A 17,424-nucleotide genomic window follows, 5' to 3' on the forward strand; every position below is an offset into this window, starting at 1 on the left:
GTCATTCCAAAGGACAAAAAACAGTTGGTTTTTGCTCCTTCGTCGCTTATTTTAACCAACTATTTTATTGCCTCTGAATGAGGCGTTATACATCTAGTTAGAATATGAAAAAATGGAAAGTTCTCTTTGCTATTTTTAGCTTTATTTATGTAATAAGTTTGGTGCAATTGCCTTTTGAAGATGACCTAACTATTAGTGATTTCATCGGTGCTGTTACGGGAGGGCTTACGCTAGTGCCATTTTATGGCTTTGCTTATCAAGTCGTAGTATGTCCGAGAAGAGTTGCTCAGCTAATAGCTGTTTTGAATATGCTTTTAGCTACATACTTACTTTACTATGGGGTTTTGGTATTAATTGGCTATTTTACTATAGGGCAAGTTGTCGCCACTATATTTTGTGTTTTTTTCTTGTTCGTATTTATATATCCACAGTACATGTATGCCTTCAAGTGCGAGAAGCTGTGGCAAAAAGATGTATAACAAGCGCATGAATGAATGGACGTCTAAAGCTTGGCTGACGCTCGTTCCTCGCTAATTTTAGCCAAGCTTAATCCGCCCATTATGCGGGCGTTATAGGGCCAAGGTACCAGGATGGATTACCAAGAATTCAAAAAACAATTGATGCCAGAATTGGATAAGAAAATGGCTGAGATTGGATTTATTAGAAAGAAAACTAGTACCCCCACATATTGGAAGTTTCCGAATGAAGATGAAAGGCTAGCATGGGTCGTATGCTTAAATTTTTCGCATAGAGGTAACCCATTATTTGATGTCCTAATTACTCCTTACTGGATACCTTGCCAGCACAAAGATGAACCATTTCCCCGCGGTGTTGGTTACTTAGGTCATCTGTCGCCTGAGGGGTTTGGGCATGGGCAACATACATGGTGGACTAAAACGCCTGAAGGAGCCCAAAAGTCTATTCAAGAGGTAGTAGATGCTTTATCAGGCCCTGGGCTCGAGTGGTTTCAACAATATTCAACACCAGAAAAGTTATTGAAGGAGGTCCCTTCAGCGAAGCTCGCAGCAGACTTAGGGTATTATCAGCAAGCTTCAGAACTCTATAGAAAGAAACTAAAATCTAGTTTCGCGAACCTGCTAATCGAGAAAAAGACCACTCACGCTACGCCTTATGACAGTGTTAGAGACTGGGAAAAAGAGAGGCACGAGAGAATAATTGAAGAGTACGGCGAGGTTTTTCTTAAGCTTGGCTCAAGTGCCACTGATTATGAGCGGGAGCTTTGCTTGGTAGAATCCGAAACTCTAAAAGAAGAAAAGGATAAGTATCAAAAAGATCTTGAAGCTGACCCGAGATCCAGATGGTATAAAGCTCAGGTTAAGTATTGCGAAGTACGTATTGATGAGCTTAAACAAAAATTATATGAATAAACTAGGGAAGCCTATAACAAGGCCAAGCAGCATCGCCCCTACGGGGCTGGACCTCGCTACGCTCGGCCGCTGTTGGCGGCGTTAGAAAGCCTATGAAGAATTTGAGTTACCTTTTAGCTTTGTTTTTTTTATTTGGTTGTGGAAAGAAAGAGCCTGACCCCGTTTGGGATTGGGGGTATTTACCTACGTCAGAAATATCAAACTCTAAACTGGAACAATGCGCTCACGAGTATTATCAGTCTTTTCCAATTTCGACAGATAGTGGAGAAAGTCTTAGGGTTGGACAAAGTTCTATTTCAGGCCGTTCTCATAAACACTATATTGGCTCTGGTTGTATGGTTGCTACTGTAAGCACAAGAGTCTATTTAGATGCTGGCAAACAAGCTAATAATTTTTACTCTGTTTCTGTCTTAATGCCAACTTTAGATGATAGGTGCAGGAGTGACTCTGACCTACCAGCGTGTAAGGAAAGCTCAGTTAGTCACACAGTCTTATTTTCTAGAGATATTTCAGCTAATGAGATTGGTGACTATTTTAAAAGCAAGACTATGAATCAGGTCGTAAGTTATGACGAATATAGTCGAGTTGTATCTTTTCAACTCAGAAATAAAAGCCTTGAGTATAGGATGCAGGCTTTCTAACAAAACAAATTAAAAGTGCGGACAAAAAACAGTTGGCTTTGTTCGTACCTCACAAATTTTAGCCAACTATTTTTAGCCGTTTATTTTCGGCGTTACCGAATAAATACTCTAACGTGTTTCTGTCCAGAAGTGAGTTACAACGAGTATGATACTTTAATACTCAGTTGTAGCTTGATTCGGACTTGATAGTAGCATTTAGTATGAATCTTTATTTTTGGTCATGTTTAATCTTAAACGGTTCGAGCAGGGTTGCTTGACTGTTTAGTATGAAACTTTATTCCTCTCCTACAATAACTCAAAGTAAAAAACCGCTCATTGAGCGGTTTTTTGTTTGCCATCTAACTAAGTATTAGTAAGTAGCGCTGCCCTTAGTACGAGGGAAGGCGATAACGTCACGAACGTTGCCCATACCGGTTACATAGGCAACCAAGCGCTCAAAACCAAGACCAAAGCCAGAGTGTGGCACTGTGCCGTAACGGCGTAGATCACGATACCAGCTGTAGTCTTCTTTATTTAAACCCATTTCATCTAGGCGGGCATCCAGTACGTCCAAACGCTCTTCACGTTGTGAACCACCGATGATCTCACCGATACCAGGGGCAACCACGTCCATGGCCGCCACGGTTTTGCCGTCTTCGTTCTGACGCATATAGAAGGCCTTGATATCGCGTGGGTAGTTTTTGATAACAACCGGTGCTTTAAAGTGTTCTTCGGCCAAGTAACGCTCGTGCTCTGATTGCAGATCTACGCCCCACTCAACAGGGAATTCGAATTTCTTGCCACATTCTTTCAAGATTTCGATGGCGTCTGTGTAATCCACCTGAGCAAAGTCTTTGCTCACGAATTCTTCTAGACGTGAAATAGCTGTTTTCTCGATGCGCTGGGCAAAGAATTCCATGTCGTCACGGCGCTCTTCAAGCACGGCGGCGAATACATATTTGAGCATGTCTTCGGCCAGCTTGGCGATGTCGTTCAGATCGGCAAAGGCCACTTCCGGCTCAACCATCCAGAATTCCGCCAGGTGGCGCGAGGTGTTAGAGTTTTCGGCGCGGAATGTTGGACCGAAGGTGTAAATCTTAGACAGAGCGCTGGCATAGGTTTCGCCGTTGAGCTGACCTGATACGGTAAGGAAGGCTTCTTTACCGAAGAAATCCTGGCTGTAATCTATGTCACCCTTGTCGGTCAGTGGCAGATTCTGCATATCAAGGGTCGATACACGGAACATTTCACCGGCACCTTCACAGTCACTGGCGGTAATGATAGGCGTGCTGATCCACATATAACCACGCTCGTGGAAGAAGCGGTGGATGGCTTGCGATAAGCAGTTACGCACGCGCGTTACGGCACCAATCACATTGGTACGTGGACGCAAGTGGGCATGCTCACGCAAAAATTCGATGCTGTGGCGCTTGGCCGCCATAGGGTAAGTATCCGGGTTCTCAACCCAGCCAATCACCTCAACGGCTTCGGCTTGAATTTCAAACGCCTGGCCTTGACCTTCGGAAGCAACCAGCTTACCAGTTACAGACACAGAGCAACCAGCGGTTAAACGAGTGATTTCATCATAATTATTAAGCGAATTGGGCACGACCGCTTGAATAGGATCAAAACTCGAACCGTCATGAACGGCTAAAAACGAAATACCTGCTTTTGAGTCGCGACGTGTACGCACCCAGCCCTTAATGGTCACCTGGCTGTCCACGGCAACGGCGCCTTTTAATAGCTCGGCGATTGCTGTATGGCTCATTTTCACTCCAATGATTACTATTGCCCAAGTTGCTTAGCCCTTGTTCAGGCTCTTACTAAGCAGCTTTATTATGATGTAAGTTAAGAGGCCTATCTTAACCGTGTTCGGGTGAGAAAAAAACTGCCAATTACGCTCTTTACCGCTTAATTGCTGAAAAATGGCCAAGAATTCACCTAAACTAAATTTGAGCGTGAAATTATAAGGCTTAAGGGGATGTTACGAGGCGACGGAGCGGGCCCTTTTATATTGATTGGCTGGTGTGCAGCATTGGGATGGAGTTTGTTTGTACTGGTTTTACTCATCATCCATTAGGGTCGCCGGAGCCGGATTTTGGCCAGTGGCGCTATTTAGGCGTACAAACACAGGATTTTTGGCTATTAAGTGCAAAAAATCCGCCTTAATGTTACTTGGGTTGTGCAGTCTGTGCGCAGTTTGTGGCATTATAAGAGCCAGAAAGATAAATAAAATGATGTAACTAGCGCCTCTATCCTTAATTGCCTGGGCGTTTTTGTGCATCAGCTTCATGCTAGCCTTAGTGAGTAGTTAATGAAACAAGCGTTTATTTTGCGCGGTTTACCTGGCAGCGGTAAAACCAATTATGCGCACAACCTGGCCGACGATTTGGTCGCCGGCGACAGCAGTCAATATGTCATTTGCAGCACCGATGATTACTTTGTCGGCGCCGAGGGTTATCAATTCGATAAGCATAAGCTTCCCGAATACCACAACCTTAACCTAGCACGCTTTATCAAGGCCCTGAGCGAGGGTATTCCCTTGGTGATCGCCGATAACACCAATATAAAAAAATGGGAATTTATTGCCTATCTAGAGGCCGCTCATGCTTTGGGTTATCAGGTTAAAGAGGTGATAGTGGGTGAGGTTAAGGACAAGGCCATGCAGCACCTTTATGCTCAGCGTAATACCCATAATGTGGCGCTGAGAACCATAGCGAAGATGGCCTACCAGTTTGAATGGTAGTCACTGCCTCAGCAAATAAAAAATCCCGCATTAAGCGGGATTTTTTTATGTCCTTACATGGCGTTGTATTCGTCTTCCCAGAAGAACTTCTCTTCGCCAAAGGCTGGTTTTAGGTCATCAAGCCAGGTGGCGGCTTCATCGTATTTGGCAAAGAAAGGACGTTGCACCCAGTCCGGATTGCGGGCCTGAATGAATCGCAGTACGAACACCTTTTCACCGGCGATCTCGCTCACACCCGATACTTCGACCTTGCCTGGGCCGGCACTCATTGACGGGCCACGCACGGTGCGACTTACTCCGGAGATCTGTTTATAGGCTTCACGGAAGGTTTCCCAGGTTTTGTGCAGGGGCAACTCAAAGTAGCGTTTTGCACCCGTGTCCCGCTCGATAAACATATAGTAGGGGATCATGCCTAGTTGGGTTTGCTCTTTCCACATCTCGGCCCACATATTGGGATCGGTGTTGATGTTATTGAGCAGTGGCGCCTGGGTGCGAATTTGCGCCCCGGTTTTGCGAATTAAAGCGATGGCTTCGCGGGTGGCCGGACTGCGCAGCTCTTGCTTATGGTTTACATGGGCCATAATGGACACATGCTTACCGGCATCGACCAATTCCTTTAATAGTGCCAATAAGTCCTGCGCGTCCGGGTCGGTCAGGTATCGGTATGGCCAAAAGGTCAATGATTTGGTGCCAATACGGATAGTGCGAATATGATCAAACTCCGGCTCTTTTAACTTTTCAAGATAGCCACGCAGTTTGATCGTGCGCATAACCATGGGATCACCACCTGTCATCAGTAGGTCGGTTACTTCTGTATGCTCGCGCAAATAACCGTGCAGCAGTTCGGCATCGTTATTGTTAAAGCGTGTGGCTTTACCTACAAACTGCGCCCAGCGAAAGCAAAAGGTGCAGTAAGAGTGGCAATATTGGCCCTGAGATGGAAAGAAGAGGACGGTTTCTTTGTATTTATGTTGGATCCCTTCGACGCGCTCGCCATCTAGCTCAGGCACGTTCTTTTCCATTTGTCCGGCGGGATGAGGGTTCAACTTTAAGCGAATTTCCTGGGCCAGCGTCATCACTTCTTCAGCACTGGGGTTGCTTCTATGCAGCGCCGCCATTTGTTCGTATGACTCGTCATCAAGCATACCGCGCTGCGGAAAGGTCAATTGAAAGACGGGATCATTGGGTACCTTATCCCAGTCGATCAATTCTTCAATGACAAAATTATTGACGCGGAAAGGGAATACACTTGCGACCACCTTCATTTCAAAGCGCATATGCTCTGGCAGTTGATGCAAAGCCTCAATTTTATCAATTTGGCGATGTTGATACACGGTAAACCTGGGTGGGACAAAGGCCTCCGCTGGCTGAATCTGGACGTGTTGCTGCATAGAAAATCACTTGCTTATTGAAAAGTTTCGTACTCTAACAAAAAGCAAGGGGCGATTCCTAGCGAAACGCTGGAATTACTCGGAAAATTTCACCATAAAAGCGTTTTCAATCACTTTTATGGTAATTTTATTGATTTGTACAAAAACAAATAAGATCGCCGCTAGGTTATAAGATCGTTTGATCTAGTAATGTCTTTCGGCAATGGCTTGGTAAATGGCATTGCACAGGGTTTCGATGTCCTGCTTTGAGCTGACAAAAGGTGGCATAAGGTAGATAAGTTTACCGAAAGGTCGGATCCACACCCCGTTCGCTACGAAAAAGCGCTGAATTTTAGCCACATCGACATTGCTATCGAGCTCCACCACGCCGATGGCGCCCAAGGTGCGCACCGACACCACAGCATCAAGCTCCGTACAGCGCGTCAGTTGTTGTAGCCAAAGATTGATGTTGCCGACCTGTTGCTGCCAATCGTTTTCCTGTAACAGGCTCAGGCTGGCGTTGGCCACGGCGCAGGCCAGGGGGTTGCCCATAAAGGTCGGGCCATGCATTAGGACACCGGCCTCACCACTACAAATGCCGCGGGCGACCTTATCCGTGGTCAGGGTTGCGGCTAAGGTCATATAACCGCCGGTTAGGGCCTTGCCCACACACATGATATCCGGGCAGATATCTGCATGCTCGACGGCGAATAGCTTGCCGGTGCGGCCAAAGCCGGTGGCGATTTCGTCGCAGATCAGCAGCACATCATATTGGTCGCACAGGGCGCGAACGGCCTTTAGGTATGCGGGGTGGTAGAAGTTCATGCCGCCGGCATTTTGCACTATGGGCTCGATAATAAAGGCGGCAATGTCTTGATGATGCTCGGCAAAGTAATGGGCTAATTCTTCCGCTTCATGCTCGTTAAATTCGCCATCAAAGGCACTTTGTGGCTGCGGCACAAAAATCTGCTCGGGCAAAAAGCCACGATACATGCTGTGCATGGAATTAACCGGATCGCATACGCTCATCGCCGCAAAGGTGTCGCCATGATAGCCCTTGCGTGGGGTCATTATCTTATGCTTTTGCTTATGACCCTGGCTAAACCAGTACTGCAGCGCCATCTTGATAGCCACTTCAACACTGACCGAGCCACCGTCTGCCAAAAACACCTTATCCAGTGGCGCCGGGGTCATGGCAATCAGCTTTTTACACAGTTCTACCGCCGGGGCATGAGTAATACCACCAAACATCACATGGCTCATTTTTTCGCTTTGCTCTTGCAGTGCACGGTTTAAGCGTGGGTGATTATAGCCATGCAGTGCACTCCACCACGAGGCCATGCCATCGACCAAACTCTCGCCACTGGCTAAATGCAAGCGGGTACCGCGGGCATGGGTGACCGGGTAGTTGGGCAGGGGCTTAAGCATGGAGGTGTAGGGGTGCCAAATATGGTCACGGTCAAACTCGACATCGATAGAATTGCTTTCTGTATAATTATTGTTCATAGGTAAACTTTAAACATTGCACTGGCGTTGACAATACTAAGGCAACTCGTAGACTGATACAAAATAAGTTTACCGTCGATAATAAAGAGAACCCTATGCAACAGGCTGAAATCCGCCATAACTGGACCCATGAACAAGTAAAAGCCCTTTTCGAAATGCCTTTTAACGACCTTCTGTTTAAGGCGGCGAGCATTCATAGGCAGCACTTTAATCCCAATGAGGTGCAGATCTCGACCCTACTATCGATTAAAACCGGCGCCTGTCCGGAAGACTGCAAATACTGTCCTCAGTCCGGTCATTATAAAACTGACCTAGAGCGCGAGCGCCTGATGGAAGTGGAAAAGGTCGTGGAGCAGGCCCGTTTAGCAAAACAAAAGGGCGCGACCCGTTTTTGTATGGGCGCCGCTTGGTCCGATCCTAAGGACCGCGATATGCCTTATATCGAAAAAATGGTTCGTGAGGTCAAAGAGCTTGGCCTTGAAACCTGTATGACTCTGGGCATGCTGGATAACGATAAGGCGCATCAGTTGCGTGATGCCGGTTTGGACTATTACAACCACAACCTGGACACCTCGCCTGAGTATTATCAGCAGATCATTACTACTCGTACCTATCAGGACCGTTTAGACACTCTAGATCATGTTCGCGATGCCGGCATGAAGGTATGCTCCGGCGGTATCGTCGGTATGGGTGAGCAGGCCAAAGACAGATACGGCCTTTTGATCCAGCTTGCTAACTTGCCAAAACAGCCAGAAAGTGTGCCAATTAATATGCTTGTTAAGGTAAAGGGTACGCCGCTGGAAAATGTTGACGACCTAGATCACTTTGAATTTATCCGCACCATAGCCGTGGCGCGTATCATGATGCCGAAGAGTTATGTGCGTTTGTCTGCCGGTCGTACGGCCATGAACGAGCAGATGCAAAGCATGTGTTTTTTTGCCGGTGCCAATTCCATTTTCTACGGTGATAAGCTACTTACCACGGAAAACCCGGAAGCAGACACGGATATGAACCTTATTCGTAAGCTAGGCATGCGCCCGGCTCAGGGTGAGGACTATTCAGATGAAGCCTACGAGGCATCACTAAGCTCGGCCATTGCCGACAAGGCCGAATCTGAGCTGTTCTACGAAGCAAAATAAATGGCGTTTGACTATATCAATGACGCATTAGAAACCAGGCGGCAGCAACACCTGTTGCGTCGTCGGGTACTGGTGGAAGAGGTCAGTGCCCGCAGCATTCGTGTGGCTGGCAAGGACTATCTTAACTTTGCTTCCAACGACTATCTTGGCCTGGGAGACTTCCCCTTGTCTGGCCTTGATGCTCGCTCTGGCGCTCACAGCTCTCCCTTGGTTACAGGCTATCAACGTTGCCACCAAGCATTAGAGCAGCGTTTTTGTGATTTGCTTGGCTACCAAGCCGCCATGCTTTTTCCGAGCGGCTTTAGCGCCAATATCAGCGTATTAAAAGCCCTGTTTGGAGAAAGTAATGATGGGCTTATTGTTCAGGATAAGCTTAATCACGCCAGTTTGATCGACGGCGGCCTACAGGCCAATGCCGCAATGCAGCGTTTTAATCATAACAATATCAGCCATTTGCAGGCCCGTTTGACCAAGTCCAAGGCGAAAAACAAGCTGGTGGTCAGTGAGGGCGTGTTCTCAATGGACGGGGATTGCGCCCCGGTTGCGGATATTCATGCCTTGTGCCGCGCCCATGATGCCTGGTTTATGCTTGATGACGCCCATGGTTTTGGCGTGCTGGGGAATGGTTTGGGCACAGCCTATGGAGAAACAGATAACGAGCGCGCCCGCCCGGATATTCTGGTGATCACCTTTGGTAAAGCCCTGGCTAGCAACGGTGCAGTAGTGTTGGCCTCAACGCCCGTGATTGAGCTGTTATTACAAAGTAATCGCGATTATATTTATTCCACCGCGGTGTCGCCTATGCAATGCGCCGTTACCGAGCAGCGCCTTACTCAATTGCTTGACGCTCACGCCGAGCGCCAGCAACTTGCGCGTAATATCGCTTATTTTAGAGAGCGTTGTGCGCAAGCGTCTTTGGCATTAATGGACTCACAGACGCCAATTCAGCCGCTGATCGTAGGTGACAGCGAAAGCGCCTTGCAAATGCAAACCGATTTACGTGAGCAGGGTATTTGGCTCAGTGCCATTCGACCGCCTACGGTTGCCCACAATACCGCGCGTTTACGCATTACCCTGACCGCTGCCCATCAAGAGCAGGATATAGACACCTTGGTCAAGGCCCTGGAGTCCTGTCGATGAGCGCGGCGTTAAAACAACAAACCCAATCCCACTTTTCCAAGGCGGCGGGTCGTTATCAGCATCATGCCCGCGTACAGGCCAGTGCCAGCGAGGTGCTGTTAGCACATCTAGCACAGCGGCCATTAGGGCTGTGTTTGGATTTAGGGGCGGGGCCCGGTGTTAACAGCGCGGCTCTTGAGGCGCAAAGCGATGCCCTGATAGCCCTTGATTTATCGCCCTCGATGCTGGCACAAATTCGTACGCAAAGCATTAAGCTCTGTGCCGATATGGACGCGCTGCCGCTGCAGGCCAACTGTCTGGATACGGTATTTAGTAACTTTGCCATGCAATGGTCGAGTGATTTAAACATCGCCCTGGCCGAGCTTTACCGCGTGCTTAAACCTAAGGGGCGTGCTTTTTTGGCCATAGTTGCCGCTGGCTCTTTGGTTGAGGTAAAAAACGCGTTTGCCGGTATAGGGCGAGCGGCGATTAATCATTTCGCTAGCTTTGAAGAAATACAAGGTGCAGCGCACAATGCCGGTTTTAATGTCAATTGGCAGCAAGAGTTGCCCTTGTACGACACCTATGCAAGTGCCAAGGATGCGTTAAAAAGCTTATCTGCCATAGGGGCAAACAGTGCCGAGCAGAGCCATAAGGCGCTTACCAAGGGCGAATATCTTCAAGTGTTGCAGTGCTTAGGGGGCGACAGCCCAGAGGTTGCCCTGAGCTATAACGTGGTCTTTTTGGAACTTATTAAATGAAGCAATTTTTTATTACCGCCACGGACACGGATGCCGGTAAAACCCATGTAACCAGTCTGCTGCTGAAATTGGCTGTGCAACATAAACGCAAGGCTTTGGGCTTTAAACCCATAGCTGCCGGTGCCGAGCAGGCCTTTGGTCGTCTGGTTAATACCGATGCGCTGACATTAATTGAAAGCGGTAATACGCAAGCACTTTACGAGCAGGTAAACCCCTTTATTTATGAGCCGCCCATAGCTCCTCATATTGCCGCAGCGCAACAGGGTGAACAAATCACACTGGCCAAGCTAAATAAGGCGTATGAAGAGATCAGCGCCTTGGACGCAGATATCTTGCTTACCGAGGGTGCCGGGGGCTGGTTATTGCCTATCAATGATCAAGAGTTACTCAGCGACTGGGTGGTGGCGGCCAAGCTCCCTGTGATCTTAGTGGTCGGCATGAAGCTCGGCTGTTTAAATCATGCCTTGCTCACCATGGCATCCCTGCAACAGCAAGGAGTGGAGGTAGCTGGGTGGATAGCCAATCAGGTTGACCCTGACATGGCCGAATACGATGCCAATTTGGCCACCTTAAAGGCGCGCATGCCTGTGCCCATGCTGGCCGAGAGTCCTTATACTGAGGGCACCCCAAAACTGCGTATTCATGGCACCTTATTGGATGTGCTGGCGCTGCGCTAGCGCTTTTCCTTCCTCTGGCATCTTGTTACAACTCTTTACAATTGTTTAAGTTACAATGTCTTGATGCTGTCATGGTTAGCCTATATATAGGACTCATAGAGCCGAGAGTGATGCTATCCATTATGGGTCAGGATGCCCCGTAAGCGCTGGACCCCAGCTAAGGGAGACCCCTAATGAATAATCTTACTCGATTGGAGAATGACGTATGAAGCGTGTAGTGCTTTTTTTATTGACCAACCTGGCGGTAATGCTGGTGCTAGGGGTGGTGTTATCGATTATTTTTGCCGTTTTAGGCATTTCCTCGCGCAGCATGGGCGGGATCTTAGTGATAGCTGCGGTATTTGGCTTTGGCGGCGCCTTTATTTCTTTAGCCATGTCGAAATGGATAGCTAAGCGCTCAACTGGCGCCTATGTTATCGAACAGGCGCGTACCGAAACCGAGAAATGGCTGGTGGCCACAGTAGCCGAGCAGGCACAGCAGCGCGGTATTAAAATGCCCGAGGTGGCGATTTACGACAGCCCTGAGATCAACGCTTTTGCTACCGGCCCGTCTAAAAACAATGCCTTAGTAGCGGTAAGCAGTGGTTTACTTCATAACATGACCCAGGATGAAGCGCAGGCGGTACTGGCTCATGAGGTATCGCACGTGGCTAACGGTGATATGGTTACCCTGACGCTGATCCAAGGCGTGGTGAACACCTTTGTCATCTTCCTGGCGAAAGTACTTGCCGGGGTGGTGGATAACTTCCTAAGCGGCAATGAAGAAGAAAGCGGCCCAAGCTGGACATACTTCATCTTTGATATGCTGTTTCAAATTCTCTTTGGTGTGCTTGCTTCCGTGGTTGTGGCCTACTTCAGCCGTAAACGCGAATATGCCGCTGACCGAGGGGCTGCGGAACTAGTTGGTGCCAATAAGATGCGTGCCGCACTGGAGCGTTTAAAGGGCAACCGTGAGTCGCAGCTAGAAGGCTCTATGATGGCCTTTGGTATTGCCTCGGGGCGTTCTATCGGCGAGTTGTTTGCTTCGCACCCACCGTTGGATGCACGTATTAACGCATTAAAGTAAAAGTAATAATAAAAAAGGGCCGAAAGGCCCTTTTTTATTGGTTCTAGCTGCCCGCTTGTTCACGCGCTTGCTGATTAGGCAGCAGTTGCTCAACGATTTCCTTGGCCGACAGGGTATAACGCACCCCGCCAAACATCACCGAGGTATATTCGTCCAGGCCGGTGATCCCCGTTAGCGTCCATCCCTCGCCACGCTCTGGGCAGTATACTGTTGTGGTGGGGGGCACCATGATAAATTGTGCTTGGCTCATTCGCTTGCCGTTTTAAACTTGCTGATGGCCCTAGTTTAAGGCAATAATCCCGCAACTCAACCTCTGCGAGCTAAGTTTCATGATCCATTGCCAGGAAGCCTCATTGGCGCTTCGCCCAATACGGCATAAAGACGTGTCGGCCCTCTATGGCATACTTACGCACCCAGAAGTCAGTCGCTATAACGATTATGCCCTTCCTTCAAACCCATCCGAGGTTCAAGATATTATTCAAGGGGACATAGAGCTGCTACTTACGGGTGAAGGAGTACGCATGGCTATCGTCTATCAGGAGCAAGTAGTGGGCAGCTGTGGCATTTATGATGCCCATACCAAGGTGGCTAAAATTGGCTATGAACTCCACCCCCTGTTTTGGGGGCAAGGCCTAATGCATAGTGCCTTGTCTTTATTATTGTCCGAGGGGCAGCAGTATATGGGCGCCGATGTAACCACAATACAAGCCCAGGTGCATCTGGATAACCTGCGCAGTATTAAGCTGTTGCAACGCCTTGGCTTTGTGTGCAGTGAGCCTGGGGTCTATCAATTGCCCTGGCTTCCACGCTCCTAGGCTTACTAATATTTAGAGATTTGGGGCCTATAACAGCGCTATCTTGGCGCTCAAACGACGAACTAGGGTAGAGACATCCGGGTTTTCGCTGTTAAGGCCTTCAATTAAGGTCATAAAATAGCAGTCCATCATGGCCGCGGCTCGCACCTCATCGTATTGACGCGTACCATCGAACAGTAACTTTTTAAATGCCTCCATCTGCGCGCTGAAAAACGCGCCTTGCCATACCAGGCCCTGCAATAAGGACTTGCTGAATTCCGTGTGTTGTAAATAAAAACGATAGAGGTGCAGAGCATAGTGACGCATTTTCAGCTTCGGCTGCTCGAAGGTATCTTCACGTTTAGCGCTGGCTATCACTTTATCTATATGCATCAGCATCAGTTGGCGTAACAAATCGTCTTTATTTTCAAAGTGGGTAAACAGGGTGCCATTGGCTACCTGGGCCTGTTTGGCAATATCGCGTGTAGAAGTGGCGGCAAAACCATGCTCCTGGAATAGTTGCCAAGCTGCATCCAAGATGCGCTCCCGGGTTAATTGTTTTTTGCTTATTACCTTGCTTCCTACTTGGTTATTGCTCACAAAATGCCTGCTAAAGAGTTGAAATTGAGCGCGCTCAATTATTATAATGAGCGCGCTCATTTTTAAATCGTTAAGGAAAACAGCATGAAATCAGACACTAACCCCGTAACTTGGGTGCTTGGGTATATCCTTTTTATGCCATTTATTGTTTTTTATAGTTATATCCTAGGTCCTATACTCAAAGCAATTTTACTGCCAGGTGGCTTAGTGCTCTTGGCACTTATCTTAGGGCCTAAGGAGTTTACACGGGCGTGGCGTGAAGCTCAGCAAAACAAGCAGCATGGTAAGTCAGAATAAGGCCATTTTATCGGCCAACTTGGCATGCTTTTTATCTGGCTTTTTTGTATAATGCGCCGCAACTTATTGTTGGCAAATGGCCAACAGCTATGGGCGGGCGTACCCCTCAAGTGTGATAGCTTGGCGCCGGCGCACTAAAGCTTAGTGAAAACCATAGTTAAATTGGTATCGTTATTGACCCGAGGAGTGACAATGAAAGTAGGTATTATTATGGGTTCCAAGTCTGATTGGCCCACTATGCAACATGCAGCGGATATGTTGGATAAATTTGGCATCGACTATGAAACCAAGGTTGTTTCGGCGCACCGTACTCCTCAATTGTTGGCCGATTATGCCTCATCTGCCGCCGAGCGTGGTATCAAGGTAATTATCGCCGGTGCCGGCGGTGCTGCTCACCTACCAGGTATGGCTGCTGCCTTCACTTCACTACCAGTGCTGGGTGTGCCTGTGAAGTCTAAAGCCCTAAACGGTGTTGATTCATTGCTCTCTATTTGCCAAATGCCTAAAGGCGTTGCCGTAGGCACGCTAGCCATTGGCGATCCGGGTGCGGCCAATGCTGGCTTGTTAGCGGCACAGATCTTAGGCTGTCAACAGCCTGAGTTATTGGCAAAAATCGATGCTTTCCGTAAAGAGCAAACCGATACCGTTTTAGCTAACCCAAACCCAGCTGAATAAGGTCCGGTAGCCATGAAGATGTTAGTGCTTGGTGCGGGACAATTAGCGCGAATGATGGCGCTTGTTGGCGCGCCTTTGGATATTCATATCCGTGCCTATGATGTAGGCTCAAAGCAGGTGGTCCACCCGGTAACCGGTGAAACCTATGAATTAACGCTGGAGCAGGCGATCGCACAGAGCGAGCGCATTACCGCTGAATTCGAGCATATTCCTGCGGATGTATTGGCGCAGTGTGAGCAAAGCGGTAAGTTCTTCCCTGGCGAAGAAGCCATTGCCTGCGGTGGTGACCGAGCTAAAGAAAAAGCCTTGCTAGAGCGCGCTGGTGTACCGAGCGCCCCTTATGTGCTGGTAACCGAGCGTAGCCACCTGGATAAAGCTATTTCTGAGTTGGCCTTACCCCTGGTGATTAAAACCTGTCAGGCAGGATATGATGGCAAGGGTCAATGGCGCTTAAAAGACGCCGCGGATGCGGATCCGATTTGGGCCGAAATGCGTGAGTTTTTAGAAAAAGACCCTGAGCACAGCATCATTTGCGAAAAAATGATCCCATTCGAGCGCGAAGTGTCGGTGATCGGCGCCCGTGATCAAGAGGGTAATGTCGCCATCTACCCGGTAACAGAGAATGAACACACTAACGGTGTACTGACTTTGTCTGTGGCCGGATTAGTAAATGACAGCGTGCAACAGCAAGCCATTGACGCCTATAGCAAATTGGCGAATGCGCTGAACTATGTGGGCGTACTGGCCATAGAGTTCTTTGATGTTGACGGCCAACTTCTGGTTAATGAAATTGCACCACGGGTGCATAACTCTGGGCACTGGACACAACAGGGCGCCTATAGCTGTCAGTTTGAAAACCATGTGCGTGCCGTTGCCGGTTTGCCGTTAGGTGACACTGCCTTATTGCGTCCAAGCGCAATGATCAATGTGTTGGGTCAGGCGGCTATTCCAGCCGAGGTACTTAGCGTAGCGCAAACCCGCAGCCACTGGTACGGTAAGGGAGTAAAGCCCGGGCGTAAAATGGGGCATATTAACGTCAGTGCTGATAACCTGCATGCCTTGGGTGAGCGTTTAGCGGCGTTGGTTGAGTATCTACCCGAGGAGCAATACCCTGGGATTGCGGCCATGGCCAAACGCCTCACTCTAAATTAAGCCAAATCAGGCGCTTCTTAAAAACCGAGCTAAGCTCGGTTTTTTCATCTCTTTTCATTACAAAGTCAAAAGGTTAGCTGCTACCATTGCGACCTAGTACCTATTTCCCTGAATTGGTACTAGCATTTTTCGTCAGCTTAATGGAATCTAGTATGAAAGCACAATCTCGGGCTTTTTCTCTTCTGGGCGTATTTATGCTCGGGGTAAGCGCTTCAAGCGCTTGCGCCAGCGCCACCCCCAGGCTTAACTCTGATGCCGCGCAATCTGCGCCCAGCATACGTATTGCCACCTTTAACGTCAGTATGGACGGCTCTAATTACAACGAACGTTTTACCTCCTTAACCGAGTCGCCACTGCCTCAGTTACTGGCCAAGGGCCGCCACCCGCAAATTCATAATGTCGCCACCATTATCCAGGCTGTACGCCCGGATGTTATTTTACTTAATGAATTTGATTTCACTGGTGATTGGCAACAAAATGTAGCGCTGTTTCAGCAAAATTTTCTTGCTCAGGCCCATGGCGACTACCAAGCCATTAGCTATCAATACAGCTATGCGGCGCCGGTCAATACAGGTGTTGCCAGTGAGTATGACTTTGATGGAAATGGCAAAAAGTCTGGCATAGCGGGTGATGCCTATGGTTTTGGTTTTTATCCCGGTCAATACGGCATGCTGTTGCTGAGCCGTTTTCCCATAGATACTGATGCGGTGCGTACCTTCCAGCATTTGCCTTGGTATACGCAAAGCGGCGCTTCTATGCCCCTGCTTAATGACCAGCCTTTTTATGATCAACAAACCTGGCAGGCGGCGCGTTTAAGCTCAAAATCATTTTGGGATATTCCCTTAGAGGTTGCCGGTGAACGCCTGCATATTCTTGCCTCGCATCCCACGCCGCCTGTTTTTGACGGCCCGGAAGACAGAAACGGCCTGCGTAATTTTGCTGAGCTCAAGTTAGTCGCGGACTATATCGCCACGCCAGCCCCAGGTTACCTTGTGGATGATAAGGCGCAAGTGGGCGGCCTCAGCGGCGACGGACGATTTGTGATTCTTGGTGACTTAAACGCCGCGCCCCAAGGCCCCAAGGCAAGGCCTGAGGCCATTGATCAGCTATTAAAACATCCCAAGGTGGATAGCAGCTTAATACCTGTTAGTAAGGGAGGCGCCGAATCCTCCACCGAGCCTTTTGCAAAATTCTATACCGCCAGCTGGCAGGCCCGCGTCGATTATGTTTTGCCGTCCAAATTCGGTTTGCAGCCAGTGGGCTCGGGTGTGTATTGGCCGGCAGAAGGTGAAGCAGGTTATGAGTTAGTGCGCGATAGAAAGCTATCTTCGGATCATCGTCTGGTTTGGATGGATGTGCAGATAATCGCAAATGAATAAACGTATTTGTTTAAATTATGGTCTATATTTATAGGGAACAGGTTCATAGCTTGTTTTATTGCTAGCGCAGAGTTTTGGTCAGCAAGACTTGCTGACCTTTTTTTGCGTTGTTATTCACCCCGTTAAGCGCCTATT

General features: G+C 48.5%; 19 protein-coding genes. 14 read left to right on the top strand and 5 right to left on the bottom strand.

Annotated elements, in window-relative coordinates; all coding sequences use genetic code 11:
- The first annotated feature begins 104 nt into the window (after positions 1-104).
- The 3 genes from C2M24_RS14455 to C2M24_RS16045 all read left to right on the top strand — a co-directional run bounded on the left by C2M24_RS14455 (position 105) and on the right by C2M24_RS16045 (position 2,029).
- Complete coding sequence (locus C2M24_RS14455) at positions 105-479, top strand: hypothetical protein (RefSeq protein WP_105215810.1); 375 nt, start codon at positions 105-107, stop codon at positions 477-479.
- A 111-nt stretch (positions 480-590) separates the two neighbouring features.
- Complete coding sequence (locus C2M24_RS14460) at positions 591-1,388, top strand: hypothetical protein (protein ID WP_105215812.1); 798 nt, start codon at positions 591-593, stop codon at positions 1,386-1,388.
- Between the two features lie 92 nt (positions 1,389-1,480).
- On the top strand, positions 1,481-2,029 hold the full coding sequence (locus C2M24_RS16045) for a hypothetical protein (protein WP_158683784.1): 549 nt from the start codon (positions 1,481-1,483) through the stop codon (positions 2,027-2,029).
- A gap of 349 nt (positions 2,030-2,378) precedes the next feature.
- On the opposite strand, the gene asnS is transcribed toward C2M24_RS16045, so the two are convergent.
- Positions 2,379-3,776: an asparagine--tRNA ligase gene (asnS, locus tag C2M24_RS14470; RefSeq protein WP_105199086.1), complete on the bottom strand. Its 1,398-nt coding sequence runs from the start codon at positions 3,774-3,776 to the stop codon at positions 2,379-2,381.
- Positions 3,777-4,322: 546 nt separating this feature from the next.
- Here asnS and C2M24_RS14480 point away from each other — a divergent pair.
- Positions 4,323-4,754 (top strand): ATP-binding protein, encoded by a 432-nt coding sequence (locus tag C2M24_RS14480; RefSeq protein ID WP_105199084.1) that lies wholly within the window; start codon positions 4,323-4,325, stop codon positions 4,752-4,754.
- Between the two features lie 53 nt (positions 4,755-4,807).
- Here C2M24_RS14480 and C2M24_RS14485 read toward each other — a convergent pair whose 3' ends face one another.
- On the bottom strand, positions 4,808-6,145 hold the full coding sequence (locus C2M24_RS14485; RefSeq protein ID WP_105215818.1) for a KamA family radical SAM protein: 1,338 nt from the start codon (positions 6,143-6,145) through the stop codon (positions 4,808-4,810).
- 183 nt (positions 6,146-6,328) lie between these two features.
- Positions 6,329-7,630 (bottom strand): adenosylmethionine--8-amino-7-oxononanoate transaminase, encoded by a 1,302-nt coding sequence (bioA, locus tag C2M24_RS14490; RefSeq protein ID WP_105215820.1) that lies wholly within the window; start codon positions 7,628-7,630, stop codon positions 6,329-6,331.
- 95 nt (positions 7,631-7,725) lie between these two features.
- On the opposite strand from bioA, the gene bioB reads away from it, so the two are divergent.
- From bioB to htpX, 5 genes are all read left to right on the top strand, one after another.
- Positions 7,726-8,769 (top strand): biotin synthase BioB, encoded by a 1,044-nt coding sequence (gene bioB / locus C2M24_RS14495; protein ID WP_105189673.1) that lies wholly within the window; start codon positions 7,726-7,728, stop codon positions 8,767-8,769.
- Positions 8,770-9,909, top strand: a complete 1,140-nt coding sequence (locus C2M24_RS14500) for an aminotransferase class I/II-fold pyridoxal phosphate-dependent enzyme (protein ID WP_105215822.1) — start codon at positions 8,770-8,772, stop codon at positions 9,907-9,909.
- The gene (locus C2M24_RS14505; protein ID WP_105215824.1) at positions 9,906-10,649 is read left to right on the top strand and encodes a methyltransferase domain-containing protein; all 744 of its coding nucleotides are present in this window, start codon (positions 9,906-9,908) and stop codon (positions 10,647-10,649) included. The genes C2M24_RS14500 and C2M24_RS14505 overlap by 4 nt, the downstream gene beginning before the upstream one ends.
- The gene (gene bioD / locus C2M24_RS14510; RefSeq protein WP_105199081.1) at positions 10,646-11,326 is read left to right on the top strand and encodes a dethiobiotin synthase; all 681 of its coding nucleotides are present in this window, start codon (positions 10,646-10,648) and stop codon (positions 11,324-11,326) included. Before C2M24_RS14505 ends, bioD begins: the two co-directional genes overlap by 4 nt.
- A 205-nt stretch (positions 11,327-11,531) precedes the next feature.
- The gene (gene htpX, locus C2M24_RS14515) at positions 11,532-12,392 is read left to right on the top strand and encodes a protease HtpX (RefSeq protein WP_105215826.1); all 861 of its coding nucleotides are present in this window, start codon (positions 11,532-11,534) and stop codon (positions 12,390-12,392) included.
- Positions 12,393-12,435: 43 nt separating this feature from the next.
- Here htpX and C2M24_RS14520 read toward each other — a convergent pair whose 3' ends face one another.
- Entirely contained in the window at positions 12,436-12,642 is a 207-nt protein-coding gene (locus C2M24_RS14520; RefSeq protein ID WP_105199079.1) for a hypothetical protein, read from the bottom strand.
- 79 nt (positions 12,643-12,721) lie between these two features.
- On the opposite strand from C2M24_RS14520, the gene C2M24_RS14525 reads away from it, so the two are divergent.
- The gene (locus C2M24_RS14525; RefSeq protein WP_105215828.1) at positions 12,722-13,207 is read left to right on the top strand and encodes a GNAT family N-acetyltransferase; all 486 of its coding nucleotides are present in this window, start codon (positions 12,722-12,724) and stop codon (positions 13,205-13,207) included.
- A 27-nt stretch (positions 13,208-13,234) separates the two neighbouring features.
- Here the strand turns inward: C2M24_RS14525 and C2M24_RS16255 are convergent, their stop codons facing one another.
- Entirely contained in the window at positions 13,235-13,786 is a 552-nt protein-coding gene (locus C2M24_RS16255) for a TetR/AcrR family transcriptional regulator (RefSeq protein ID WP_325034825.1), read from the bottom strand.
- Positions 13,787-13,870: 84 nt separating this feature from the next.
- Between C2M24_RS16255 and C2M24_RS14535 the strand changes: the two genes are divergently transcribed.
- The 4 genes from C2M24_RS14535 to C2M24_RS14550 all read left to right on the top strand — a co-directional run bounded on the left by C2M24_RS14535 (position 13,871) and on the right by C2M24_RS14550 (position 17,289).
- Complete coding sequence (locus C2M24_RS14535) at positions 13,871-14,083, top strand: hypothetical protein (RefSeq protein WP_105199076.1); 213 nt, start codon at positions 13,871-13,873, stop codon at positions 14,081-14,083.
- Between the two features lie 192 nt (positions 14,084-14,275).
- Positions 14,276-14,758: a 5-(carboxyamino)imidazole ribonucleotide mutase gene (gene purE, locus C2M24_RS14540; protein WP_105189681.1), complete on the top strand. Its 483-nt coding sequence runs from the start codon at positions 14,276-14,278 to the stop codon at positions 14,756-14,758.
- A gap of 12 nt (positions 14,759-14,770) precedes the next feature.
- A complete protein-coding gene (locus C2M24_RS14545) occupies positions 14,771-15,910 on the top strand; it encodes a 5-(carboxyamino)imidazole ribonucleotide synthase (protein WP_105215830.1) in 1,140 nt (379 codons plus the stop codon).
- Positions 15,911-16,062: 152 nt separating this feature from the next.
- Positions 16,063-17,289, top strand: a complete 1,227-nt coding sequence (locus tag C2M24_RS14550; RefSeq protein WP_233999561.1) for an endonuclease/exonuclease/phosphatase family protein — start codon at positions 16,063-16,065, stop codon at positions 17,287-17,289.
- Positions 17,290-17,424 lie beyond the last annotated feature (135 nt).

Source organism: Pseudoalteromonas sp. T1lg22 (genome assembly GCF_002964645.1).
Lineage (GTDB): Bacteria > Pseudomonadota > Gammaproteobacteria > Enterobacterales > Alteromonadaceae > Pseudoalteromonas.

What these genes read in the sequence shown, in the direction of transcription:
- C2M24_RS14550 (WP_233999561.1), top strand. Translation starts at nt 16,063, where the DNA reads ATGAAAGCACAATCTCGGGCTTTTTCTCTTCTGGGCGTATTTATGCTC.
- C2M24_RS14545 (WP_105215830.1), top strand. Translation starts at nt 14,771, where the DNA reads ATGAAGATGTTAGTGCTTGGTGCGGGACAATTAGCGCGAATGATGGCG.
- C2M24_RS14485 (WP_105215818.1), bottom strand. Translation starts at nt 6,145, where the DNA reads ATGCAGCAACACGTCCAGATTCAGCCAGCGGAGGCCTTTGTCCCACCC.
- C2M24_RS16045 (WP_158683784.1), top strand. Translation starts at nt 1,481, where the DNA reads ATGAAGAATTTGAGTTACCTTTTAGCTTTGTTTTTTTTATTTGGTTGT.
- purE (WP_105189681.1), top strand. Translation starts at nt 14,276, where the DNA reads ATGAAAGTAGGTATTATTATGGGTTCCAAGTCTGATTGGCCCACTATG.
- C2M24_RS14520 (WP_105199079.1), bottom strand. Translation starts at nt 12,642, where the DNA reads ATGAGCCAAGCACAATTTATCATGGTGCCCCCCACCACAACAGTATAC.
- C2M24_RS14535 (WP_105199076.1), top strand. Translation starts at nt 13,871, where the DNA reads ATGAAATCAGACACTAACCCCGTAACTTGGGTGCTTGGGTATATCCTT.
- bioA (WP_105215820.1), bottom strand. Translation starts at nt 7,630, where the DNA reads ATGAACAATAATTATACAGAAAGCAATTCTATCGATGTCGAGTTTGAC.
- C2M24_RS14525 (WP_105215828.1), top strand. Translation starts at nt 12,722, where the DNA reads ATGATCCATTGCCAGGAAGCCTCATTGGCGCTTCGCCCAATACGGCAT.
- asnS (WP_105199086.1), bottom strand. Translation starts at nt 3,776, where the DNA reads ATGAGCCATACAGCAATCGCCGAGCTATTAAAAGGCGCCGTTGCCGTG.
- C2M24_RS14500 (WP_105215822.1), top strand. Translation starts at nt 8,770, where the DNA reads ATGGCGTTTGACTATATCAATGACGCATTAGAAACCAGGCGGCAGCAA.
- htpX (WP_105215826.1), top strand. Translation starts at nt 11,532, where the DNA reads ATGAAGCGTGTAGTGCTTTTTTTATTGACCAACCTGGCGGTAATGCTG.
- bioD (WP_105199081.1), top strand. Translation starts at nt 10,646, where the DNA reads ATGAAGCAATTTTTTATTACCGCCACGGACACGGATGCCGGTAAAACC.
- C2M24_RS14455 (WP_105215810.1), top strand. Translation starts at nt 105, where the DNA reads ATGAAAAAATGGAAAGTTCTCTTTGCTATTTTTAGCTTTATTTATGTA.
- C2M24_RS14505 (WP_105215824.1), top strand. Translation starts at nt 9,906, where the DNA reads ATGAGCGCGGCGTTAAAACAACAAACCCAATCCCACTTTTCCAAGGCG.
- C2M24_RS14480 (WP_105199084.1), top strand. Translation starts at nt 4,323, where the DNA reads ATGAAACAAGCGTTTATTTTGCGCGGTTTACCTGGCAGCGGTAAAACC.
- bioB (WP_105189673.1), top strand. Translation starts at nt 7,726, where the DNA reads ATGCAACAGGCTGAAATCCGCCATAACTGGACCCATGAACAAGTAAAA.
- C2M24_RS14460 (WP_105215812.1), top strand. Translation starts at nt 591, where the DNA reads ATGGATTACCAAGAATTCAAAAAACAATTGATGCCAGAATTGGATAAG.